The following is a 20713-nucleotide window of genomic DNA, read 5'->3' as shown; positions in this document are numbered from 1 at the left end:
GTCAACAAGTAGGTTGAATTTGAAGACGCCATCGCGAGCAGGCTCGCTCCCACAGGGTTAAACAGTAATCCGCCAAATGCCGAACGGTTGATACGCCGGGTCAATCCGCATGAACTGGTACTTGCCATGCCAGGTCCAGCGGTGGCCGTTCATCAAGTCTTCGCCCTGGGTGCTGGCGTCGTCGGGCAAGCCCATTTCCCATAACGGCAACTCGAAATTGGCTTCCTGGACGTTATGCGGATCCAGACTGACGGCCACCAGAATAAAGTTGCTGCCGTCGGCGCTGCGTTTGCCGAAATACAGAATGTTGTCGTTCCACGCGTTGTAAACCTTAAGCCCCAAGTGCGTGTGCAGGGCCGGGTTTTGCCGGCGGATCCGATTGAGCTGCGCGATCTCGGCGATGATGTTGCCCGGCGCGTTGAAATCCCGTGGGCGAATCTCGTACTTCTCGGAGTCGAGGTATTCCTCTTTGCCCGGTATCGGCGCCGACTCACAGAGTTCAAAACCCGAGTACATGCCCCACAGGCCAGAGCCCATGGTCGCCAGCGCGGCGCGGATCAAAAATCCCGCGCGCCCGGACTCATGCAGAAAGAACGGGTTGATGTCCGGCGTATTGACGAAGAAGTTCGGCCGGTAGCATTCACGCCACGGCGACTCATTGAGCTCGGTGAAATACGTCGCCAGCTCATGTTTGGTGTTGCGCCAGGTGAAATAGGTGTAGCTCTGCGAATAACCGACCTTGCCCAGACGCGCCATCATCGCCGGCGTGGTAAAGGCTTCGGCGAGGAAGATCACCTCCGGATACAGGGCGCGCACATCGGCAATCAGCCACTGCCAGAACGGCAGCGGTTTGGTGTGCGGGTTGTCGACGCGAAAGATCTTCACGCCCTCTTCGACCCAACCGACCACGATGTCGCGCAGTTCGACCCACAGGCTCGGAATAGCTTCGGTGGCGTAAAAGTCGACGTTGACGATGTCCTGGTATTTTTTCGGCGGGTTCTCGGCGTATTTGATCGTGCCGTCCGGGCGCCAGTTGAACCAGCCCGGGTGCTGCTGCAGCCAAGGGTGGTCCTGGGAACACTGAATCGCAAAGTCGAGAGCGATTTCAATCCCGTAGTCCGCTGCCGTGGCGACCAGGCGGCGAAAGTCTTCGCGGGTGCCGAGCTGCGAGTGAATCGCCTCATGCCCGCCCTCTTCGCTGCCAATCGCATAGGGGCTACCGTGATCTTCGGGACCGGCGGTCAGGGAATTGTTCGGACCTTTGCGGAAACTTCGGCCGATCGGATGGATCGGCGGAAAATACAGGACGTCGAACCCCATGTCCTGAATCATCGGCAACCGCTCATGCACATCATTGAACGTGCCATGACGGGCCGGATCATCAGTGATCGAGCGCGGAAACAGTTCATACCAACTGGCGAACTGCGCCAGCTCCCGCTCAACATCCAGCGGATACTCCGGGCTCAGGCTCACAAAGGCGTGATGATCGACCTGCGCCATCAGCTCGGCGCTACGTTGGTGCACAAACAGCGCCACCTGCTCGTTTTCGAGCAGACCGGACAACTCACGGTGCAGCGCCGACAGTTGTTCACTCAACGCCCCTTCGCTGCGCTCGGCCGCCTGCTGGACCTGAGTGCGTCCTTCCTGCAATTCCAGACTGACGGGGACGCGCGCGGCGTGCTTCTTCTCCAGTTCATAACAGAAGCTGGCGAACTGATCGACCCAGGCTTCGATACAGAACAGATAGCGACCCTGATGCTCGACACGGAACTGGCCTTGCCAGCCGTTATTGCCCACATCCGCCATGACTTCGCTTTGCCAGATGTCATCGCCCTCGGCCCGCCAGCGCACCCGCACCGCCAGTTTGTCGTGACCGTCGGCAAACACTTTGCTGGTCACCACCACGTCCTGGCCCACGACGGATTTGACGGCGAACTGTCCGCCATCAAGGGTCGGCTGGGTGTTTTCAATCGCGATTCGCGGCAGTAATAAAGCCTGCGACAGCGGCATGTGAGGGTTGTAATTGAGCTCTGTCGGTTTTTCAGCTGTCATCGAGCATCTCTCCTTTACGCCCCATGGACGCTCTTGTACCAGGTGTTCCCTGAATAGATTCACTTAGGTTGGGAGCCACCGGATTGGCTAAAAGTTCAGAGGGAATTGCCCAAGCGGTTGCGGGGAATCAATTCCCGCGTGGGGAGGTCAATTCACTTAAGCACGACTTACGCCATGTGCCACTGGAGGCTTGATAATGAGTATTCCAATTCCTGCCGAAACCCCTGATCCGAACATCGACAGCCCGGTCATTCCACCGACCGAGCCGGAACCTGTGCCCGAAGAAGACCCGCCTGGCACCCAACCACCGCCTCGGGAAGAACCGCCGAGCACGATGCCGCCGGTGATTGGGAAGCCGTGACATGACAATTTACGGGGCGTGATCTTTCTCAAGCAGTCGCACGATCCTCGGCATCACACTGAAAATCGCCAACGCCAGCAGCGTACTGAACACCGCCGTCGCCTCCCGCCCCAACCCGGCCGACACGCCAATGGCGGCGGTCATCCACAACCCGGCGGCGGTGGTCAGGCCTTTGACGTGGCCCTCATCGCCGTCGGTGTTTTTAAGAATAGTCCCGGCGCCGAGAAAACCGATCCCGGCGATAACACCCTGCACCACCCGGCTCATCGCGTCGGCTTGAGCGCCGGACATCTGCGGCACCAGCACAAACAACGCAGCCCCCAGCGCCACCAGCATGTGGGTGCGGACCCCGGCGGCCTTGCCCTTTTGCTCGCGCTCGAAACCGAGGATGCCGCCCAGCACCGCCGCCATCAGCAGGCGCACGGTAATGCGCGTCAATTGGGAAGCGTCACCGATGTCGGCGAACTCCGCTTGCAGCGTCACCCAAACCTCATGCCACCAGGCGTTCATGCTGTTGTCCTTGTGCGCGTTGTTAAAGGATGGACCGCGCCGACCATTAATCGGTTGCACCGAACGATGGCCATTGAGTGCGTCCTAACGCTTACGTACTCGCAGAAAACAGGACCTCGCCATGACCGTGCGCATTGCAAATGAGACCTGCTTCTTCACCACCGAAAACGGCGAAGAAATTCGCCTGTGCCCTGACGTCACTATCATCACTGACTCGGAAAAAGCCATGTCAGCGGTGGACCTCGACGGCCAACGTATCTACATCACCGAAGCAGAAGCCGACGCATTGACCGTAGCAGGCGCAGTCGACGGTCGCCGGCATTTGAAGGCCACGGACAGTGATTCGGTGATTTGACTGACGCTGATCAACAAGTCCTGCACAGGCGTGATATAGGCGTTTGCGTCCTGCCAGGGCAGGTGCTTCAAGTTGTCGCAGGCAGCGGATCAGCGCTCATCTGATCCGCTTTTTATTGCAATACCTGAGTCTGTTATGCAAACAGATCGACGCTCATAGTGCGCTGGCCTGATGGAGGCTGATGAGCGACAGACCATGAGCGATAGAATCCCCGTCCGATTAGTTGAAAGCACCCCTGCGGTACAGACGTTTGAGCCTTCGCGACCGAAGATGAAGGCCAAGTCCAGCGACAACCTGATCCACACCCGCAGCTTCACCGGCCTGTTCCGCACCTTGCGGCTGAGCGGCGCGGGATTTCTGTTTTTGCTGTTTTTCGGCACGGTGTGGCTGAACTGGGGCGACCGCCAGGCGGTCCTCTGGGACCTTAGCGAGAGCAAATTCCACATCTTCGGCGCGACCTTCTGGCCGCAGGATTTCATCCTGCTTTCGGCGCTGTTGATCATCGCTGCGTTCGGCCTGTTTGCGATCACTGTGTTCGCCGGCCGGGTCTGGTGCGGTTACACCTGCCCGCAGAGTTCCTGGACCTGGATCTTCATGTGGTGCGAGAAAATCACCGAAGGCGAGCGTAACCAGCGCATCAAGCTGCAAGCCGCGCCGTGGGGCTTGAACAAACTGCTGCGGCGTTCGGCCAAGCACACGCTGTGGCTGGCGATCAGCCTGCTCACCGGCCTGACCTTCGTCGGCTACTTCACCCCGATCCGGCCGTTGGCTGAAGAGCTGCTGACCTGGCAAATGGGCGGCGTCAGTCTGTTTTGGGTGCTGTTCTTTACCGGCGCCACGTACATCAACGCCGGCTGGCTGCGCGAAGCGGTGTGCATGCACATGTGCCCGTATGCACGGTTCCAGAGCGTGATGTTCGACAAAGACACCCTGACCATTTCCTATGACGCAGCCCGTGGCGAGAACCGTGGCGCGCGCAAACGCGAAGTGAAACCGGCCGAAGTCGGCCTGGGTGATTGCATCGACTGTCAGCTGTGCGTGCAGGTCTGCCCGACCGGCATCGACATCCGCGACGGTTTGCAGATGGAATGCATTGGCTGCGCCGCGTGCATCGACGCCTGTGACTCGATCATGGACAAAATGGGCTATGCCCGTGGGCTGATCAGCTACACCTCGGAACATCAATTACAGGGTGGCAAGACTCACCTGCTGCGGCCACGGCTTATGGGTTATACGGCGGTGTTGTTGGTAATGATCGGTGCCCTCGCCCTCGCACTGGTGGAACGGCCAATGGTGTCGCTGGACGTCAGCAAGGACCGTGGCCTCTTCCGCGAAAACAGCCAGGGCCAGATCGAAAACATCTACAGCCTCAAGGTCATCAACAAAACCCAGCTGCGCCAGGACTATCGTTTGAGTCTGGTGGAGGGCGACGGCTTCCAGTTGCAAGGCAAGACGCAGCTGAGCCTGGCCCCCGGCGAGATTGTCGATGTGCCGGTGTCGGTGGCGATGACCACGGAACGGCCGAGCAGCGGCTCGCAGACGATCACGTTCAAGATTGTCGACAGCGATGAGCCGGACATCTACAGCGAGGCCAAGAGCCGGTTTGTTGCGCCGATGAACCGTTGATCCCTTAGACTGCAGTGGCGCCATTCGCGAGCAGGCTCGCTCCCACAAGGACACCGCAATACCTGTGGGAGCGAGCCTGCTCGCGAAGAAGTCACCTCGATTTTTCTGACTGAAACCAAATCCAGGCACTCGATGAAACGCTACGAAAAATTCGCCGACGACATCGCTGAACTGATCCGCTCCGGCGTCCTCGGCCCCGGCCAGCGTGTGCCATCAGTGCGCTACGCCAGCCAGACCTATGGCGTGAGCCCGTCCACGGTGTTCCAGGCCTACTACCTGCTCGAACGCCGCGGCCTGATCCGCGCCCGGCCGCGCTCCGGCTACTTCGTCAACGTCCACGCACCGAGCCCGTTCTCGGAGCCGGTGATCAGCAGCCAGGTCAACGAGTCCACCGAAGTCGACGTCAGCGAGCTGGTGTTCTCAGTACTCGACTCGATCAAGGATCCGAACACCGTCCCGTTCGGCTCGGCCTTCCCCAGCCCGACCCTGTTCCCGTTGCAGCGCCTGTCGCGCTCGCTGGCCAGCGCAGCCCGGGACATGGACCCGCGCATGGTCGTCACCGACATGTCGCCGGGCAACCCGCAATTGCGTCGGCAAATCGCCCTGCGCTACATGGTCGGCGGGCTGATGCTGCCGATGGAAGAACTGCTGATCACCAACGGCGCTCTGGAAGCCTTGAACCTGTGCCTGCAAGCGGTCACGGAACCTGGCAACCTGGTGGCCATTGAAGCGCCAGCGTTTTACGCCTGCCTGCAAATTCTGGAACGGCTGAAACTCAAGGCCGTCGAGATCCCGGTGCACCCGCGCGACGGCATCGACCTGGGGGTACTGGCCCAGACGCTGGAGCGTCATCCGATCAAAGTCTGCTGGTGCATGACCAGTTTCCAGAACCCGATGGGCGCGTCCATGCCCGAGGCGAAAAAGCAGGAACTGGTGGAATTGCTGCGCCGTCATCAAGTGCCGCTGATCGAAGACGACGTCTACGCCGAGTTGTATTACGGTCAACAGGCGCCGAAACCGGCCAAGGCGTTTGATACAGAAGGGTTGGTGATGCACTGCGGTTCGTTCGCCAAGAGCCTGGCCCCCGGTTATCGCATCGGCTGGGTGGCCGCCGGGCGTTACGCACAGAAGATCGAACGCCTGAAACTCATGACCTCACTCTGCGCCTCAATGCCGGCGCAAGCGGCCATTGCCGACTACCTGCAACACGGCGGTTACGACCGGCACCTGCGCAAACTGCGTTACGCCCTCGAAGAACAGCAAAGCGCCATGCTCGCCGCCATCGCCCGCTACTTCCCGGCACAGACGCGCGTCAGTCAACCGGCCGGCGGCTACTTTTTGTGGCTGGAACTGCCGCCGCAGATGGATTCGCTGAAGTTGTTCCAGATGGCCTTGGCGCAGGGCATCAGCATTGCGCCGGGGCCGATCTTTTCGCCGACGCAGCGGTTTCGCAACTGTATTCGGTTGAATTACGGCAGTCCGTGGACCGAGGACTCGGAGAAGGCGATGGAGACATTGGGGCGGATTGTGCGGTCGTTCTGAGGGTGTGATGTCGTCTGGTCTATTCGCGAGCAGGCTCGCTCCCACAGGTTTTGTGACCACTGAAGATTCACTGTAGGAGCGGGCTTGCCCGCGAAGAGGCCAGTCCAAACAATACAAATCTCAGCGATTAACGCCCACCACCCAGATCGACAAAAGTCCCGGTCGCATAAGAAGCCTTGTCCGACAGCAACCACACGATCGCCTCCGCCACTTCATCCGGGCGCCCGCCCCGCGCCATCGGTATCGCCGACTCAAGCTTGCTGACCCGATCCGGATCCCCGCTCAGCGCATGGAAGTCGGTGAAAATAAACCCCGGCCGCACGGCGTTGACACGAATACCCTCGCCCGCCACTTCCTTGGACAGGCCAATGGTGAAGCTGTCCAGCGCACCCTTTGACGCGGCGTAATCCACATATTCGTTGGGCGAGCCCAAACGCGAGGCCACCGACGACACGTTGACGATGCTGCCACCCTGCCCGCCATGTTTGGGCGACATGCGCAGGATCGCGTGCTTGGCACAGAGGATCGGCGCCAGGACGTTGGTCTTGAGGATTTTGAGAATACGGAATTCGGACATTTCGTCGACCCGGGACTTGTGCCCGACGGTGCCGGCGTTGTTCACCAGCGCCGTGACCCGACCCAGTTCGGTGTCCACGCGGTGGAACAGAGCGATCACTTCATCTTCGATGCTGACATCGGCGCGCACCGCGATGGCTTGAGCGCCCAGTGCACGAACTTGCTCCAGCACGCGTTCCGCGGCGGATTCGTCAGCCTGGTAGTTGATACAGATCCGATAACCCTGTTCGGCGGCCAACAGGGCGGTGGCGGCACCAATACCGCGGCCTCCACCGGTGATGACGATGACTTTGTCCATGCGAGCGTTCCCCCATTCCAAGCGTAAGCAGTCTGGGTCAAGAATAACTGCCATTGCCGGCTTTTGCATGGGCTCACATCAACAGATACGACCAACACCTCCAAACGGCCACCCGTAGCAGCTGTCGAGCAGCGCGAGGCTGCGTTCGGCAGCGAAGCTGTCGTAAACCCTGCGCACGCGGTCCGTCTGAAACACTGCGCCGCCTGAATTCACGACAGCTTTGCTGCCGAACGCAGCCTCGCGCTGCTCGTCAGCTGCTACGTCCAGCGGGGATTTTCAGGCTATTGCCAATTGTTCTGCGCGATGTATGTCCAGCATGAAGCGTTCGGCCGGCAGTGGGTGCCCCAGCAGATAACCCTGCAACGAATCACACCCCAGTTTGGTCAGAAAGTCCTGCTGCACACCGGTTTCGACACCTTCGGCGACGATCCGCAAGCCCAGCGCCTGACCGAGTGCGACGATCGCCGAGACAATGGCGGCGTCGTCGCTGTCGTGTTCCAGGTCGCGGACGAAACCCCGGTCGATCTTCAACTCATTGGCCGGCAGGCGCTTGAGGTACATCAAGCTCGAATAGCCAGTCCCGAAATCATCGATGGACAGGTCGACGCCCATGGCCGAGAGCTCCTGCAGCACCGTCATGCTCGCATCGGCGTCGCTCATGGCGGTGGTTTCGGTGATTTCCAGGGTCAGGCTATTGGCCGGCAGCCGATGGGTGCTCAGGGCCTTGGCCACGCTTTGAACCAGGCCGGCATGGCAGAACTGCAACGCCGACAGATTTACCGCGATCCGCCAGTCGGTGTAGCCCAACACATACCATTCGCGCATCTGCCGGCACGCTTCGTTGAGCACCCACTCGCCGATAGGAATGATCAGCCCGGTCTTTTCCGCGATGTCGATAAACGTGTCTGGCAGCATCATGCCCCGCGTCGGGTGCTCCCAACGCAGCAGCGCTTCGGCGCCCACCGGCTGGCCATTGTTCGCGTCAAATTTGGGCTGGTAATAGAGGCTGAACTGTTCCTGATCGAGCGCATTTCGCAGGTCTTGCAGCAATTGCAGCTGCTTGCGCGCGTTGCTGTTCATCGAGGCATCGAAGAAGCTGTAGCCGTTTTTCCCGGAACCCTTGGCGTGGTACATCGCCGCGTCAGCGTTCATCAGCAAGTCCTGGGCGGTCTGGCCATTACCCGGATACAGCGCGATGCCGACGCTGGCAGAAATCTGCAGGTCATGTTCAGCCACCCGGAACGAGCGTGCGATCAACCCCACCTGACGCGCAGCCAGGCTCAACGCATCATCCGGCTCGGCGAGCCGCACCAGCAGGACAAACTCATCGCCACCGATGCGCGCCAACGTGTCTTGGCAGCGTAAATCCTCACGCAGGCGCACCGCGACTTCACGCAACAACTGATCGCCCATTTGGTGGCCAAATGCATCATTGACCGGTTTGAAACCGTCCAGATCGATGAACATCAGCGCAAAACAGCCGCCCTGCTCCTGCACCTTGGACATTGCCTGTTCGATGCGATCGGCCAGCAATACGCGATTGGGCAATCCGGTCAGGGGGTCGTGCAAGGCCAGTTGCGTCAGTTCGCGGTTGGCCTCGGTGAGTGAACGCGCGAGGTCAGCGGTGCGCGCTTCCAGACGCGCATCCAGCACCGACGTCAGCAAGGCGATGCTCAGTACCGCCAGCGTGGTGATCAGCACCAGATTGTCCAGGCCTTTACCGCTCAAGCCGCTGACAGCCGCACCACAGAAACTGCCGTCCGGAAAACGCGCAGCCGCCATGCCTGTGTAGTGCATGCCGACGATGGCGATGCCCATGATCACTGCCGCACCGCACCGGAACAGGGTGACATGCGGCGAGCGCTGTCGCAGGCGGAAGGCAATCCAGAGTGCCGCTCCCGAAGCGCCCACGGCGATCAGCAGCGAGGTACCGAACAACGTCGGGTCGTAATCGATGCCCGGCTGCATGCGCAGGGCGGCCATGCCGGTGTAGTGCATCGCACTGATCCCGGCGCCCATCACCAGCGCGCCAAACGCCAGTTGCCAGGCCGGCAACCGTGGCTGGCTGACCAGCCACAGGGCAAAGCCGCAAGAGAGGATCGCAGTCAGCAGCGACAGCAACGTGATGGTGAGGTCGTAACCCAGATCAATCGGCAATTTGAACGCAAGCATGCCGATGAAGTGCATCGACCACACCCCAATGCCCATGGCAAAAGCACCGCCCGCCGTCCACAAATGCACCGTGCAGCCTTTGGCCGTGGCAATGCGCCCGGTGAGGTCAAGCGCGGTATAGGAAGCGAGAATCGCGACACAGAGTGAAATGATAACCAGGGTGGGTGAATAGCTACCGATCAGCATGAGACTTCTCGTGAGCGCCCGCCGTAGAGCGTTCTTACTCGGGGGGCAAATGCGCGCGATTGTACTGATTGCGCAAAAGAACGCACTGACAAAATAAGCAAATGGCCATCAAGCCGATGAAACGCTTGTTTGATCCCCTGCGACCCCTACATTCCCTGGTAGCAGCTGACGAGCAGCGCGAGGCTGCGTTCACTTGTAGCAGCTGTCGAGCAGCGCGAGGCTGCGTCCGGCAGCGAAGCTGTCGTAAATCCTCAGCACGCATTATTCCTGAAACACCGCGCTGCCTGATTTCGCGCCTGCTGCGCCCGAGCGCGGACCGAGCCGAACGCAGCCTCGCGCTGCTCGTCAGCTGCTACAGGGGCCGCTGCTGGTTATTGGTTTTCGCTGACCTGCAACGCACCGTCCCATCCGCCGCCCAACGCGGCAATCAGCTGAACGCTGGCAATCAACCGGCTCTGCTGAAGATCCAGCACGCTACGCTCGTTACTCAATGCCGTGGCTTGAACCACCACCACGTCCAGATACGCAATCAAACCGGCCTTGTACTGGTTTTGAGTCAGGCGCAACGAGATACGTGCCGCCTCCAGTGCTTCTTGGCGCACGCCGGCTTCATCTTCCAGCACCTTGAGCTGCACCAGGAAGTTTTCCACTTCGCGGAAACCGTCGAGCACGGTCTGGCGGTACTTGGCCACCGTCTCGTCGTAAGCCGCTTCGCTGCGATCGACTTCTGCCGAACGCTGGCCGCCATCAAACAAGGTCATGGCCATTTGTGGCCCGACCGACCAGAAGCGGTTGGGCACGCTGATCCAGTTGGAATAGGTGCTGCTGCTATATCCGCCGTTCATGCTCAAGGTGAAATCCGGGTAGTAGGCGGCCTTGGCCACACCAATGTTGGCGTTGGCCGCGATCACCGAACGCTCGGCAGAAGCGATGTCAGGACGACGTTCCAACAACTGCGAAGGCAGACCCACCGGCACTTCGGGCAAGGTTGGAATGGTGCTGGTTTCCGCCAGGCTGAACTCGGCCGGGGGCAGCCCGATCAGCACGGCGATGGCGTTCTCGAACTGCGCGCGCTGCCAGATCAGGTCAACCATGTCGGCTTGCGTGCTTTTGAGTTGGGTCTGCGCCTGCGCCACCGCGTCCCGCCCGGAAACACCGGCGCGGTATTGGTTTTCGGTCATGGTCAGCGAGCGCTGATAAGCCTCGACCGTCGCTTCCAGCAAGCGTTTCTGTCCGTCGATCACCCGCAACTGCAGGTAGTTCTGCACCAGTTCGGACTGCTGACTCAGGCGCATCGCGGCCAGGTCGGCAAAGCTTGCCTGGGCGTTGGCGGTGTCGGCTTCAAGGCCACGGCGCAGCTTGCCCCACACGTCTGCTTCCCAACTGACCCCGGCCTGGGCGGTGTAGGTGTCACGAATACCGCTGGAGGAGCTGGTCAGGCTCGAATTGCTGCTACCGGTGCCCTGGCTGGAGCGGTTTTTGCCAACGGTCAAATCCACCGTCGGAAAAAAAGCCCCACGCGCACTGCGCACCAACGCCTGGGCCTGACGGTATTGCGCCTCGGACTGGGCGACTGTCTGGTTGGACCGGTTGAGTTGTTCGATCAGACCATTGAGCTGCTGATCGCTATACAACTCCCACCAGGCACCGCGCGCCAGGGAATCACTCGGGCTGGCCTGACGCCAGCCTGCCGCTTCCTTGTATTGCACCGGCGCGGCAGCTTGCGGGCGCTGATAGTCCGGGCCGACAGCGCAAGCGCTGAGCATCGCCACGCACAGCGCCAGGCTCAGCAGGCGCGAGCCTCGGGCGGCGGCCAGCGGGAAGGCCAGATGGATAAGCGAACGGTCAGTCATAGCGGAGTTTCCAAAGCAGCATCGGAACGCACACCACGCCATTTATTGAAGCGATGGCGCAGTTTGTCGAGATAGAGGTAAACCACCGGCGTGGTGTAAAGGGTCAACACCTGGCTGAAGATCAGCCCGCCGATGATGGTCAGGCCCAGTGGCTGGCGCATTTCCGCACCTTCGGCACGACTCAGCAGCAACGGCAAGGCACCGAGGATCGCCGCCAGGGTGGTCATCAGAATGGGGCGCAAACGTTGCAAACAGGCACTGCGAATCGACTCCAACGGCGCCAGGCCTTGATGGCGTTCGAGTTGCAGCGCGAGGTCGATCATCAGAATGGCGTTTTTCTTCACCACGCCGATCAGCAAAAACAACCCGAGCAACGAGATCAGGCTGAACTCGCCGCCCAGCACATAGATCGACAACAACGCACCGACTCCGGCCGATGGCAACGTCGACAGAATGGTCAACGGATGGATGTAGCTTTCATACAGCACACCCAACACCAGATAGACCGCCAGCAGCGCGCCGAGAATCATCCACGGCTGGCTTTTTTGCATCGCGGCGAACGCATCGGCGGTGCCGGCCATTTTCGCGATCACCTCTTCGGGCAAACCGAGTTTGGCAATCGCCCGTTCGATGGCCGCTGTGCCCTGCTCCACCGTCACCCCTTCGGCCATGTCAAACGACAGGCTTTCGGAGGCAAACTGGCCTTCGTGGCTCACCCGATCGTTTTCCAGGCTGGCTTCGTAGTGGGCGATGGTCGACAACGGAATCCGCGCACCGTCGGCAGTGATCACTTGCACTTGCTTGAGCGTAACCGGGTCCTGGGCGTATTTCGGGTCGACTTCCATCACCACCTGATATTGGTTGAGGCTGTCGTAAATCGTCGAAATCTGCCGCTGGCTGTAGGCGTTGTTCAGCACCGAGGTGACCATGTCCATGTCCACACCCAGGCGTTTGGCCTGATCGCGATCGACAATCAGCGTCACCTGCTGGGCACCCCGACCTTCCCTGGCGTCAACCGCCGTCAACTCCGGCAACGCCTTGAGCGCGGCGACCACTTTCGGGTACCACTCACGCAACGCCCCCAGATCACCGCTTTGCAGGATGTAGGAATACTGCGACGAGGTCTGTTCGCGGCCGCCGCCAAATTGCAGGTCCTGATCCGCCATCAGCATCAGTTGTGCACCGGCAACCTTTGGCATTTCCTTACGCAGGCGTTCGATGACTTTCTGCGCGGAAATGTTGCGTTGCTTGATAGGCTTCAGGCGCACCAGCATGAAGGCATTGTTGGTGCCGTTGGTGCCGCCAATGAACCCCGCGACGCTTTCCACCGCGTCGTCCTTGAGCACGGCACGGCGGAAGGTTTCCATTTTCGGCTGCATCACATTGAACGACAGACCGTCGTCGCCGCGCACGAAACCAATCAGCTGACCGGTATCTTGCTGCGGTAGAAATGTTTTAGGAACAACTACATACAGCGCAATGTTCACGCCAATCGTCACGAATAGGCTGAGCAAGGTCAGTCGACGGTGACGCAATACCCAGTCGAGGCTGGTCGCGTACTTGCCGACCATCCAGTCGTTGGCGCGCTGACTCCAGCGTTGCAGACGGTTTTCTTGACCCGGCGTATGCGGCTTCAGCCAACGGGCGCAGAGCATCGGCGTCAGGGTCAGCGAGACCACCAGCGACACCACAATGGACGCGGCCAGGGTGATGGAAAACTCGCGGAACAGGCTTTCAATGATGCCGCCCATGAACAGGATCGACAGGAACACCGCCACCAGCGAGACGTTCATCGAGAGCAAGGTAAAGCCGACTTCCTGAGCGCCGAGGTACGCGGCTTTCATTGGCGGCACGCCTTCGTCGATGTGCCGGGAAATGTTCTCCAGTACCACAATGGCGTCGTCCACCACCAGCCCGGTGGCGAGAATCAGCGCCATCAGCGACAGGTTATTCAGCGAGAATCCGTAGAGGTACATCACCGCAAAGGTGCCCACCAGCGACACCGGTACCGCCAGCGTTGGAATCAGCGAGGCGCGGAAATTACCGAGGAACAGGAACACCACCAGAATCACCAGCGTCACGGCGATCAGCAGGGTCATTTCCGCTTCGTGCAAGGTCGCCTTGATCACCGGCGAACGGTCCATCGCCAGGTTCAGCTTGACGCTGGCCGGCAGCACCGCCTGCAACGCCGGCAGCTGCGCCTTGATCTCATTGACCGTCTCGATGATGTTGGCGCCCGCCGCCCTGTTGATCACCAGCAACACCGCCGCATCGTCGTTGAAGAAACCGCTGTTATAGCGGTCTTCGACGCCGTCGCTGACCTTGGCTACATCCTTGAGGCGCAGGGCTGCGCCGCCGTTGTAGTGGATGATCAGCGACTCGTAATCCTTGGCCTTTTCCAGTTGATCGTTGGCCTGCACCTGCCACAACCGCTCGCCGTCTTCGACCGAGCCCTTGGGTCGGCGCACGTTGGCATTGGCGATGGTGTTGCGCACATCGTCCAGGGCCACGCCGTACTGATTCAGTGCTTGCGGCTCAAGCTCAATACGCACCGCCGGCAACGAACTGCCGCCGATCTGCACTTCGCCCACGCCCTGCACTTGCGACAGGCTCTGGGACAGGATCGTCGAGGCCAGATCGTAGAGCTGGCCTTTTTCCAGCACGTCCGAGGTCAGCGATAACACCATGATCGGCGCCTGGGACGGGTTGACCTTTTTGTAGGTCGGCATGCTCCGCATCCCGCTCGGCAGCAGGTTGCGCGAGGCATTGATAGCGGCTTGCACTTCCCGGGCGGCGCCGTTGATATCGCGATCGAGGTCAAATTGCAGGATCACCCGGGTCGAACCCTGGCTGGAGCGGCTGCTCATGGTGTTGACCCCGGCGATGGTGCCGAAGGATCGTTCCAGCGGCGTGGCCACGGTCGAGGCCATGACTTCCGGGCTCGCGCCGGGCAGGCTGGCCTGGACCACGATCACCGGGAAATCCATCTGCGGCAATGGCGACACCGGCAACAGGCCGAAGCTCACGCCGCCCAGCAGCATGATCGCCAGGCTCAGCAACATCGTCGCGACCGGGCGCTTGATGAAAGGTCCGGACAGGTTCATGGCTGCTCTACCGCGTCCACGGCTTCAGACTTGTGGCCCCAGCGCCGACCGAGGCGGTCGAAGTACAAGTAGATGACGGGCGTGGTGAACAAGGTCAGCACCTGACTCACCAGCAAACCACCGACCATCACCAGCCCCAGCGGTTGACGCAATTCCGCACCAGAGCCGGTGGCCAGCATCAGCGGCACGGCCCCGAACAACGCGGCCAGGGTGGTCATCAGAATCGGCCGGAAACGCAGCAACGCCGCCTGATAGATTGCCGTTTCCGGGTCCACGCCCTGATTGCGCTCAGCGTCGAGGGCGAAGTCGATCATCATGATCGCGTTCTTTTTCACGATACCGATCAGCAAAATAATGCCGATAATCGCGATCATGCCCAGGTCATTGCCGCTCAGGATCAACGCCAGCAGCGCGCCGACCGCCGCCGAAGGCAAGGTCGAGAGAATGGTGATCGGGTGGATGTAGCTCTCGTACAGCACGCCGAGCACGATATACATGGTGACCACCGCCGCCAGAATCAGCAGCAAGGTGCTCGACAGCGACGCCTGGAAAGCTTCGGCCGCGCCCTGGAACTGTGTCTGCACACCAATCGGCATGCCGATGTCTTTCTGCACCTGATCGATGATCTCGACCGCATGCCCCAGCGCCACACCCGGCGCCAGGTTGAAGGACATCATCACCGCCGGGAACTGGCCGATGTGGGTGATTGCCAGTTGCGCCTGACGCTCCTCCATGTGCGCCAGGCTCGACAGGCGCACTTGCCCGCCGTCAGTGGTTTTCACGTGAATCTGATTCAACGCATCCGGGCCGATCTTCTCCCCGGACTGCGATTGCAGGACCACTCGGTACTGGCTGGCCTGGGTGTAGATGGTCGAAATCTGCCGCTGACCGAACGCGTCGTACAGCGCATCGGTGATGTTTGACACCGACACCCCGACCCGTGAAGCGGCATCGCGGTCGATCACCAGATAGACCTGCAAACCCTTGTCCTGCAGATCACTGGCAACATCGGTCAGTTCTGGCCGTTGGGCCAGCGCATCTACCAGACGATTGCTCCACAGGCTGAGCAGTTCGGCGTCTGGCGACGACATACTGAACTGGTATTGCGTACGGCTGACGCGGTCTTCGATGGTCAGGTCCTGCACCGGCTGCATGAACAGGCGGATCCCGACCAGCTTGTCCAGCTCCGGTTGCAAGCGGGCAATGACTTCGGTTGCGCTCAGGTCACGGTTGCTGTGGGACTTGAGGTTGATCAACAGACGACCGCTGTTCAGCGTCGCGTTGTCACCGTCCACACCAATGTAGGACGACAGGCTTTCCACCGCCGGGTCGGCGAGGATCACCTTGGCCAGCTCTTGCTGACGCTCGCTCATCGCCGCGAAGGAAATCGACTGCGGCGCCTCGGAAATGCCCTGGATCACCCCGGTGTCCTGCACCGGAAAGAAACCCTTGGGCACCGCCAGGTAAAGAACCACGGTCAACGCCAGCGTGCCGACGGCCACCAGCAACGTCAGCGGCTGGTGCTTGAGTACCCACTGCAATTTGCGCCCGTAGGCCGCGATCATCCAGTCAATCCACGCGCCGCTGGCCCGGTAGAAACGGCCCTGCTCTGCTGCCTTGGGTTCACGCTTGAGCAAACGCGCGCACATCATCGGCGTCAGCGTCAGGGACACCACCAGCGAAATCAGAATCGCCACCGCCAGCGTGATCGCGAACTCGCGGAACAAACGCCCGACCACGTCCGCCATGAACAGCAGCGGAATCAATACCGCGATCAGCGACAGGGTCAGGGAAATCAGGGTGAAACCGATCTGCTTGGCGCCCTTGAGCGCGGCATTCAACGGGCTATCGCCCTCTTCGATAAACCGGGAAATGTTCTCCAGCATCACGATCGCATCGTCCACCACAAAACCGGTGGCGATAGTCAGGGCCATCAGGGTCAGGTTATTGACCGAGAAGCCGGCGAGGTACATCACGCCAAAGGTGCCGATCAACGACAGCGGCACGGCAACCGATGGAATGATCGTGGCGCTGGCGCGGCGCAGAAACAGGAACGTGACCATCACCACCAATGCGATGGCGATCAGCAATTCATGCTGCACGTCTTTGACCGAGGCGCGAATGGTTTGGGTGCGGTCGGTGAGTACCGTGACGTCGAGGCCGGCCGGCAGGTTGTCGGTGATGCTCGGCAGCAACGCCTTGATCCGGTCGACCACTTCAATGACGTTGGCACCCGGCTGACGCTGAATGTTCAGCAGCACCGCCTGGTTTTCATTGGCCCATGCCGCCAGACGTTCGTTTTCAGCGCCGTCGACGATTTGCGCGACATCCTTGAGGCGCAAAGGCGCGCCGTTGGCGTATGCCAGGATCAGGTTGGCGTAGTCCTTGGGCGAAGTCAGTTGATCGTTTGCGTCGAGCATCGACACCCGGGTCGGGCCATCGAAGTTGCCTTTGGGCTGGTTGACGTTGGAGGCGCCGATCAGTGTGCGCACATCCGACAGGTTCAGGCCATTGGCCGCCAGGGCCTCGGGATTGACCTTGATCCGCACCGCCTGACGCTGGCCACCGGCAATGCTGACCATGCCGACGCCGCTGATCTGGGCGATTTTCTGCGCCATGCGCGTGTCGACCAGGTCATTGAGCTTGGGCAGCAACATGGTTTTCGAGGTAATCGCCAGGGTCAGCACCGGGGTGTCCGCCGGGTTGACCTTGTTGTACACCGGCGGCGCCGGCAAGTCCTTGGGCAGCAAGTTGGTCGCGGCGTTGATCGCGGCTTGCACCTGCTGCTCGGCGACGTCCATGTTGATGTCGAGGCTGAAGCGCAGGGTCAGCACCGACGCGCCGCCCGAACTGGTCGACGCCATCTGGGTCAGGCCGGGCATTTGCCCGAACTGACGCTCCAGTGGTGCGGTGACCGCGCTGGTCATGACATCCGGACTGGCGCCGGGATAGAGCGTCATGACGCGAATCGTCGGGTAATCGACCTGAGGCAACGCCGACACCGGCAGCAACCGATAGGCGATCAAACCGGCCAGCACAATGGCCAGCATGCTCAGGGTCGTGGCGACCGGGCGAAGGATGAACAGCCGCGAGATGTTCATGCGCCGCCCTTTTTCGCCTTGTCGGCGGCCGCCGGCTCCGATGCATCCGCTGCCGGTTTACCTTGCAGGTGCCCGGTCGGGGTAGTCGGCACGTCCTGGGGGGCATTGACCACTTCGACTTCGCTGCCCTCCTTCAAGCGGTCAGTGCCTTCCAGCACCACACGGTCCCCGGGGGCCAGGCCTTCGGTGACCACGGTGTTGAGCCCGTCGCTGGCGCCGACTTTCAACTGACGGATCGTGACCTTCTTGTCGCCGTCCAGCGCATAGACGAAGGTGCCGTTGGTGCCGAACTGAATGGCCGCCGACGGCGCGAGCACCACGCCCTTGAGGGTGTCAGCCAGTAAGTGAACGTTGACGAACTGATTGGGGAACAGCGTTTGATCGCGGTTCTCGTAGCGCGCCTTGAATTTCAGGGTGCCGGTGGTGACGTCGATCTGGTTGTCCAGGCTCTGCAACACGCCGGTGGCCTGCAATTTGGTGTCGCTACGGTCCCAGGCTTCGGCGGGCAGTCTGGCGCCGGTCCGATAGCGGGCCAGCACCACGTCGAGGCTGTTTTCCGGCAAGGTGAAGGCCACGCTGATCGGCTGGGTCTGGGTGATGATTGCCAGCGCTGTGGTGTCGTTGGCGGCGACCAGGTTGCCGACGTCGAGCTGGCGCAGGCCGACACGCCCGGAAATCGGTGCGCGGATTTTGGTGAATTCGAGATTGAGCTTGGCGTCGTTGACCGCCGCCTGATTGGTCTTGACGGTGCCCAGGTACTGACCAACCAAGGCTTCGGCGGTGTCCAGGGTTTGCTTGGCGATACTGTCTTCCTTGTACAGCCCGCGATAACGCTCGACATCGACCTGGGCGTTTTTCAGTTGCGCCTGATTCTGCAGCAAGGTGCCCTCGGCCTGGAGCAAGGCGTTCTGGTACGGACGCGGGTCGATTTCCGCCAGCAGGTCGCCGGCATTGACCATTTGCCCTTCTTCAAAGGAAATCTTGATCAGTTCACCGCCCACCCGGCTGCGCACATTAATGGTGTTCAGTGCGGTGACGGTCCCGAGCGCCTTGTAGTACAGCGGGAAGTCCCCCTTGACCGCAGGCGCCACGCGCACGGGCACCGGGCCGGTCGCCCCGCCGAAACCCGGGCGCATCCCCCCCGTCTTGCCGCTACGCCCGGCCACGGCTTTCTGCCCTGCACCCTCCGTGTGAGCAGCACCGGTGGGCCAGTATTTCCAGCACACGCCAGCGATGACCAACAGGACAAGCAGGCCGAGAAGCCAGCGACGAGGACTACGAGAAGCGGAGGATTGCATTGAATGATCAACCATTGGGCGCGTGGGCTTGTTTTACATGAGGCTGAACGATAAGCACTGGCGGGCATTAAGCAAAGCGGCTTTACCGGCAATTTACCTTCGGCTTACGTATCAGGAATTTTGTCTAAGAGACTGAAGCACAAATGAAAACGGCCTGGACAGAGGGGGGCGTTCTCAATTAATTACCCCGCCGCGCCGGGTCTGCTGTTGTGCAGGGCAAGGCGCGAGAAGCGTGGTTTGGCCATTCCAAATAAGCTTCGAGCAACGCAGCCCTGCACAACAGCAGGCCCGGCCCTTCGGGTTGTGCCTTAAAGCGGGCCAGCCTGCGTTGCAGGCCTTGGGAAGGGAACAACCATTACCAGCGGCCTGCGCCTTGCCTGGCCCGCTTTAAGGCGACAACGCGGCGGGGAAATTAACTGAGAACGCCCCCCTAGGCCGTTAACAATTGTATAGGCTGCGCTTATTTCAGAACGGCGAGCGCTGCTTCGTAGTTCGGCTCTTCAGCGATTTCCTTGACCAGTTCGCTGTGCAGCACGTTGTCGTTTTCGTCCAGCACCACAACAGCACGGGCGGTCAGGCCTTTGAGCGGGCCGTCTGCGATGGCAACGCCGTAGTTCTCGATAAACTCGGCGCCGCGCAGGGTCGACAGGTTCTGCACGTTTTCCAGGCCTTCGGCACCGCAGAAGCGTGCTTGGGCGAACGGCAGATCAGCGGAGATGCACAGCACAACCGTGTTGGCGACATCGTTGGCCTGGGCGTTGAACGTGCGAACCGAGGTCGCGCAGGTCGGGGTGTCAATGCTTGGGAAGATGTTCAGCACTTTGCGCTTGCCGGCGAAGTTCGCCAGGGTCACGTCGGACAGATTGCCGGCAACCAAGGAAAAGGCTGGCGCCTTGGAACCGGCTTGAGGCAATTGGCCATTGACTTGAACCGGGTTGCCTTTAAGAGTGACTTGAGCCATGAACGGAGTCCTTCTGAACGTTGATGTAAAGAATCTCGAAGAGGTCAAAGTTAACCACGAAATGGCCCGGCGACCTATGACCAGATACAAATCGTGAAGTGTTGCCGTCAACAGCAATAAGCACAGAACCCTCAGGTTTGAATTGCTCAGAAATTCTCGACGCGCTGTCGATTTGGCTTGTCGCCATTCGACCATGTAGTGAATCCCCCCACCTCCAGCGGAGATAACACCATGCGATTCATGATTATCGTCAAAGCCAGCCAGGATTCCGAAGCCGGTGTGATGCCCAGCGAAGAACTGCTGAGCGCCATGGGCAACTACAACGAAGAACTGGCCAAGGCCGGCATCCTGGTCGAGGGTGAAGGCCTGCACCCCACCAGCAAAGGCGCGCGCGTGCGTTTTTCAGGGGACAAACGCACCGTCATCGACGGCCCGTTTGCCGAAACCAAGGAGCTGATTGCCGGTTACTGGATATGGCAGGTGAAGTCGAAACAGGAAGCGATCGACTGGGTCAAGCGATGCCCCAACCCGATGCCGGGCACCGAGGCCGAGATCGAGATTCGTCAGGTGTTTGAGGCAGAGGATTTCGGTGCCGAGTTCACACCGGAATTGCGCGAGCAGGAAGATCGGATTCGCGCACAGGCGAAAAAGCACTAAACATTACCTTAATGTGGGAGCCAGCCTGCTCGCTCCCACAGGGCTCAGCCGACGACTTGTT

14 protein-coding genes are annotated in these 20713 nt (G+C 60.5%); 5 read left to right on the top strand and 9 right to left on the bottom strand.

Going from position 1 to position 20713, the window contains the following annotated elements:
* Nucleotides 1-57 precede the first annotated feature (57 nt).
* Nucleotides 58-2052 (bottom strand): alpha-1,4-glucan--maltose-1-phosphate maltosyltransferase, encoded by a 1995-nt coding sequence (locus ACWGZX_RS27470; protein ID WP_452626290.1) that lies wholly within the window; start codon nucleotides 2050-2052, stop codon nucleotides 58-60.
* A gap of 196 nt (nucleotides 2053-2248) precedes the next feature.
* On the opposite strand from ACWGZX_RS27470, the gene ACWGZX_RS27465 reads away from it, so the two are divergent.
* Nucleotides 2249-2413: a hypothetical protein gene (locus ACWGZX_RS27465; protein WP_452626289.1), complete on the top strand. Its 165-nt coding sequence runs from the start codon at nucleotides 2249-2251 to the stop codon at nucleotides 2411-2413.
* Between the two features lie 9 nt (nucleotides 2414-2422).
* On the opposite strand, the gene ACWGZX_RS27460 is transcribed toward ACWGZX_RS27465, so the two are convergent.
* Nucleotides 2423-2923 (bottom strand): MgtC/SapB family protein, encoded by a 501-nt coding sequence (locus tag ACWGZX_RS27460; protein ID WP_452626288.1) that lies wholly within the window; start codon nucleotides 2921-2923, stop codon nucleotides 2423-2425.
* Between the two features lie 121 nt (nucleotides 2924-3044).
* On the opposite strand from ACWGZX_RS27460, the gene ACWGZX_RS27455 reads away from it, so the two are divergent.
* The 3 genes from ACWGZX_RS27455 to mapR all read left to right on the top strand — a co-directional run bounded on the left by ACWGZX_RS27455 (nucleotide 3045) and on the right by mapR (nucleotide 6446).
* Nucleotides 3045-3278, top strand: a complete 234-nt coding sequence (locus tag ACWGZX_RS27455; protein ID WP_452626287.1) for a DUF3203 family protein — start codon at nucleotides 3045-3047, stop codon at nucleotides 3276-3278.
* Between the two features lie 195 nt (nucleotides 3279-3473).
* Entirely contained in the window at nucleotides 3474-4904 is a 1431-nt protein-coding gene (gene ccoG / locus ACWGZX_RS27450) for a cytochrome c oxidase accessory protein CcoG (protein WP_452626286.1), read from the top strand.
* A 132-nt stretch (nucleotides 4905-5036) separates the two neighbouring features.
* Nucleotides 5037-6446, top strand: coding sequence for a GntR family transcriptional regulator MpaR (gene mapR, locus ACWGZX_RS27445; protein ID WP_452626285.1), 1410 nt, complete (start codon nucleotides 5037-5039; stop codon nucleotides 6444-6446).
* 127 nt (nucleotides 6447-6573) lie between these two features.
* Here the strand turns inward: mapR and ACWGZX_RS27440 are convergent, their stop codons facing one another.
* The 7 genes from ACWGZX_RS27440 to tpx form a co-directional block, all read right to left on the bottom strand.
* The gene (locus ACWGZX_RS27440) at nucleotides 6574-7320 is read right to left on the bottom strand and encodes an SDR family oxidoreductase (protein WP_452626284.1); all 747 of its coding nucleotides are present in this window, start codon (nucleotides 7318-7320) and stop codon (nucleotides 6574-6576) included.
* Between the two features lie 276 nt (nucleotides 7321-7596).
* Nucleotides 7597-9678 carry a putative bifunctional diguanylate cyclase/phosphodiesterase gene (locus ACWGZX_RS27435; protein ID WP_452626283.1) on the bottom strand — a complete coding sequence of 694 codons (2082 nt, stop codon included), beginning with the start codon at nucleotides 9676-9678 and terminating at the stop codon, nucleotides 7597-7599.
* A gap of 371 nt (nucleotides 9679-10049) precedes the next feature.
* A complete protein-coding gene (locus ACWGZX_RS27430) occupies nucleotides 10050-11531 on the bottom strand; it encodes an efflux transporter outer membrane subunit (protein WP_452626282.1) in 1482 nt (493 codons plus the stop codon).
* Nucleotides 11528-14635, bottom strand: a complete 3108-nt coding sequence (locus ACWGZX_RS27425; protein ID WP_452626281.1) for an efflux RND transporter permease subunit — start codon at nucleotides 14633-14635, stop codon at nucleotides 11528-11530. The genes ACWGZX_RS27430 and ACWGZX_RS27425 overlap by 4 nt, the downstream gene beginning before the upstream one ends.
* On the bottom strand, nucleotides 14632-17736 hold the full coding sequence (locus ACWGZX_RS27420; RefSeq protein WP_452626280.1) for an MdtB/MuxB family multidrug efflux RND transporter permease subunit: 3105 nt from the start codon (nucleotides 17734-17736) through the stop codon (nucleotides 14632-14634). The genes ACWGZX_RS27425 and ACWGZX_RS27420 overlap by 4 nt, the downstream gene beginning before the upstream one ends.
* Nucleotides 17733-19049 carry an MdtA/MuxA family multidrug efflux RND transporter periplasmic adaptor subunit gene (locus ACWGZX_RS27415; RefSeq protein WP_452626279.1) on the bottom strand — a complete coding sequence of 439 codons (1317 nt, stop codon included), beginning with the start codon at nucleotides 19047-19049 and terminating at the stop codon, nucleotides 17733-17735. The genes ACWGZX_RS27420 and ACWGZX_RS27415 overlap by 4 nt, the downstream gene beginning before the upstream one ends.
* A 445-nt stretch (nucleotides 19050-19494) precedes the next feature.
* Nucleotides 19495-19995 (bottom strand): thiol peroxidase, encoded by a 501-nt coding sequence (gene tpx, locus ACWGZX_RS27410; protein WP_223520692.1) that lies wholly within the window; start codon nucleotides 19993-19995, stop codon nucleotides 19495-19497.
* Between the two features lie 231 nt (nucleotides 19996-20226).
* On the opposite strand from tpx, the gene ACWGZX_RS27405 reads away from it, so the two are divergent.
* The gene (locus ACWGZX_RS27405) at nucleotides 20227-20652 is read left to right on the top strand and encodes a YciI family protein (protein WP_452626278.1); all 426 of its coding nucleotides are present in this window, start codon (nucleotides 20227-20229) and stop codon (nucleotides 20650-20652) included.
* The last annotated feature ends 61 nt before the right edge of the window (nucleotides 20653-20713 follow it).

The sequence above is a fragment of the Pseudomonas sp. CLCA07 genome, from assembly GCF_053615335.1.
Note: the sequence above shows the minus strand (reverse complement) of the source record. Positions and strands in the feature narration are given on the sequence as shown.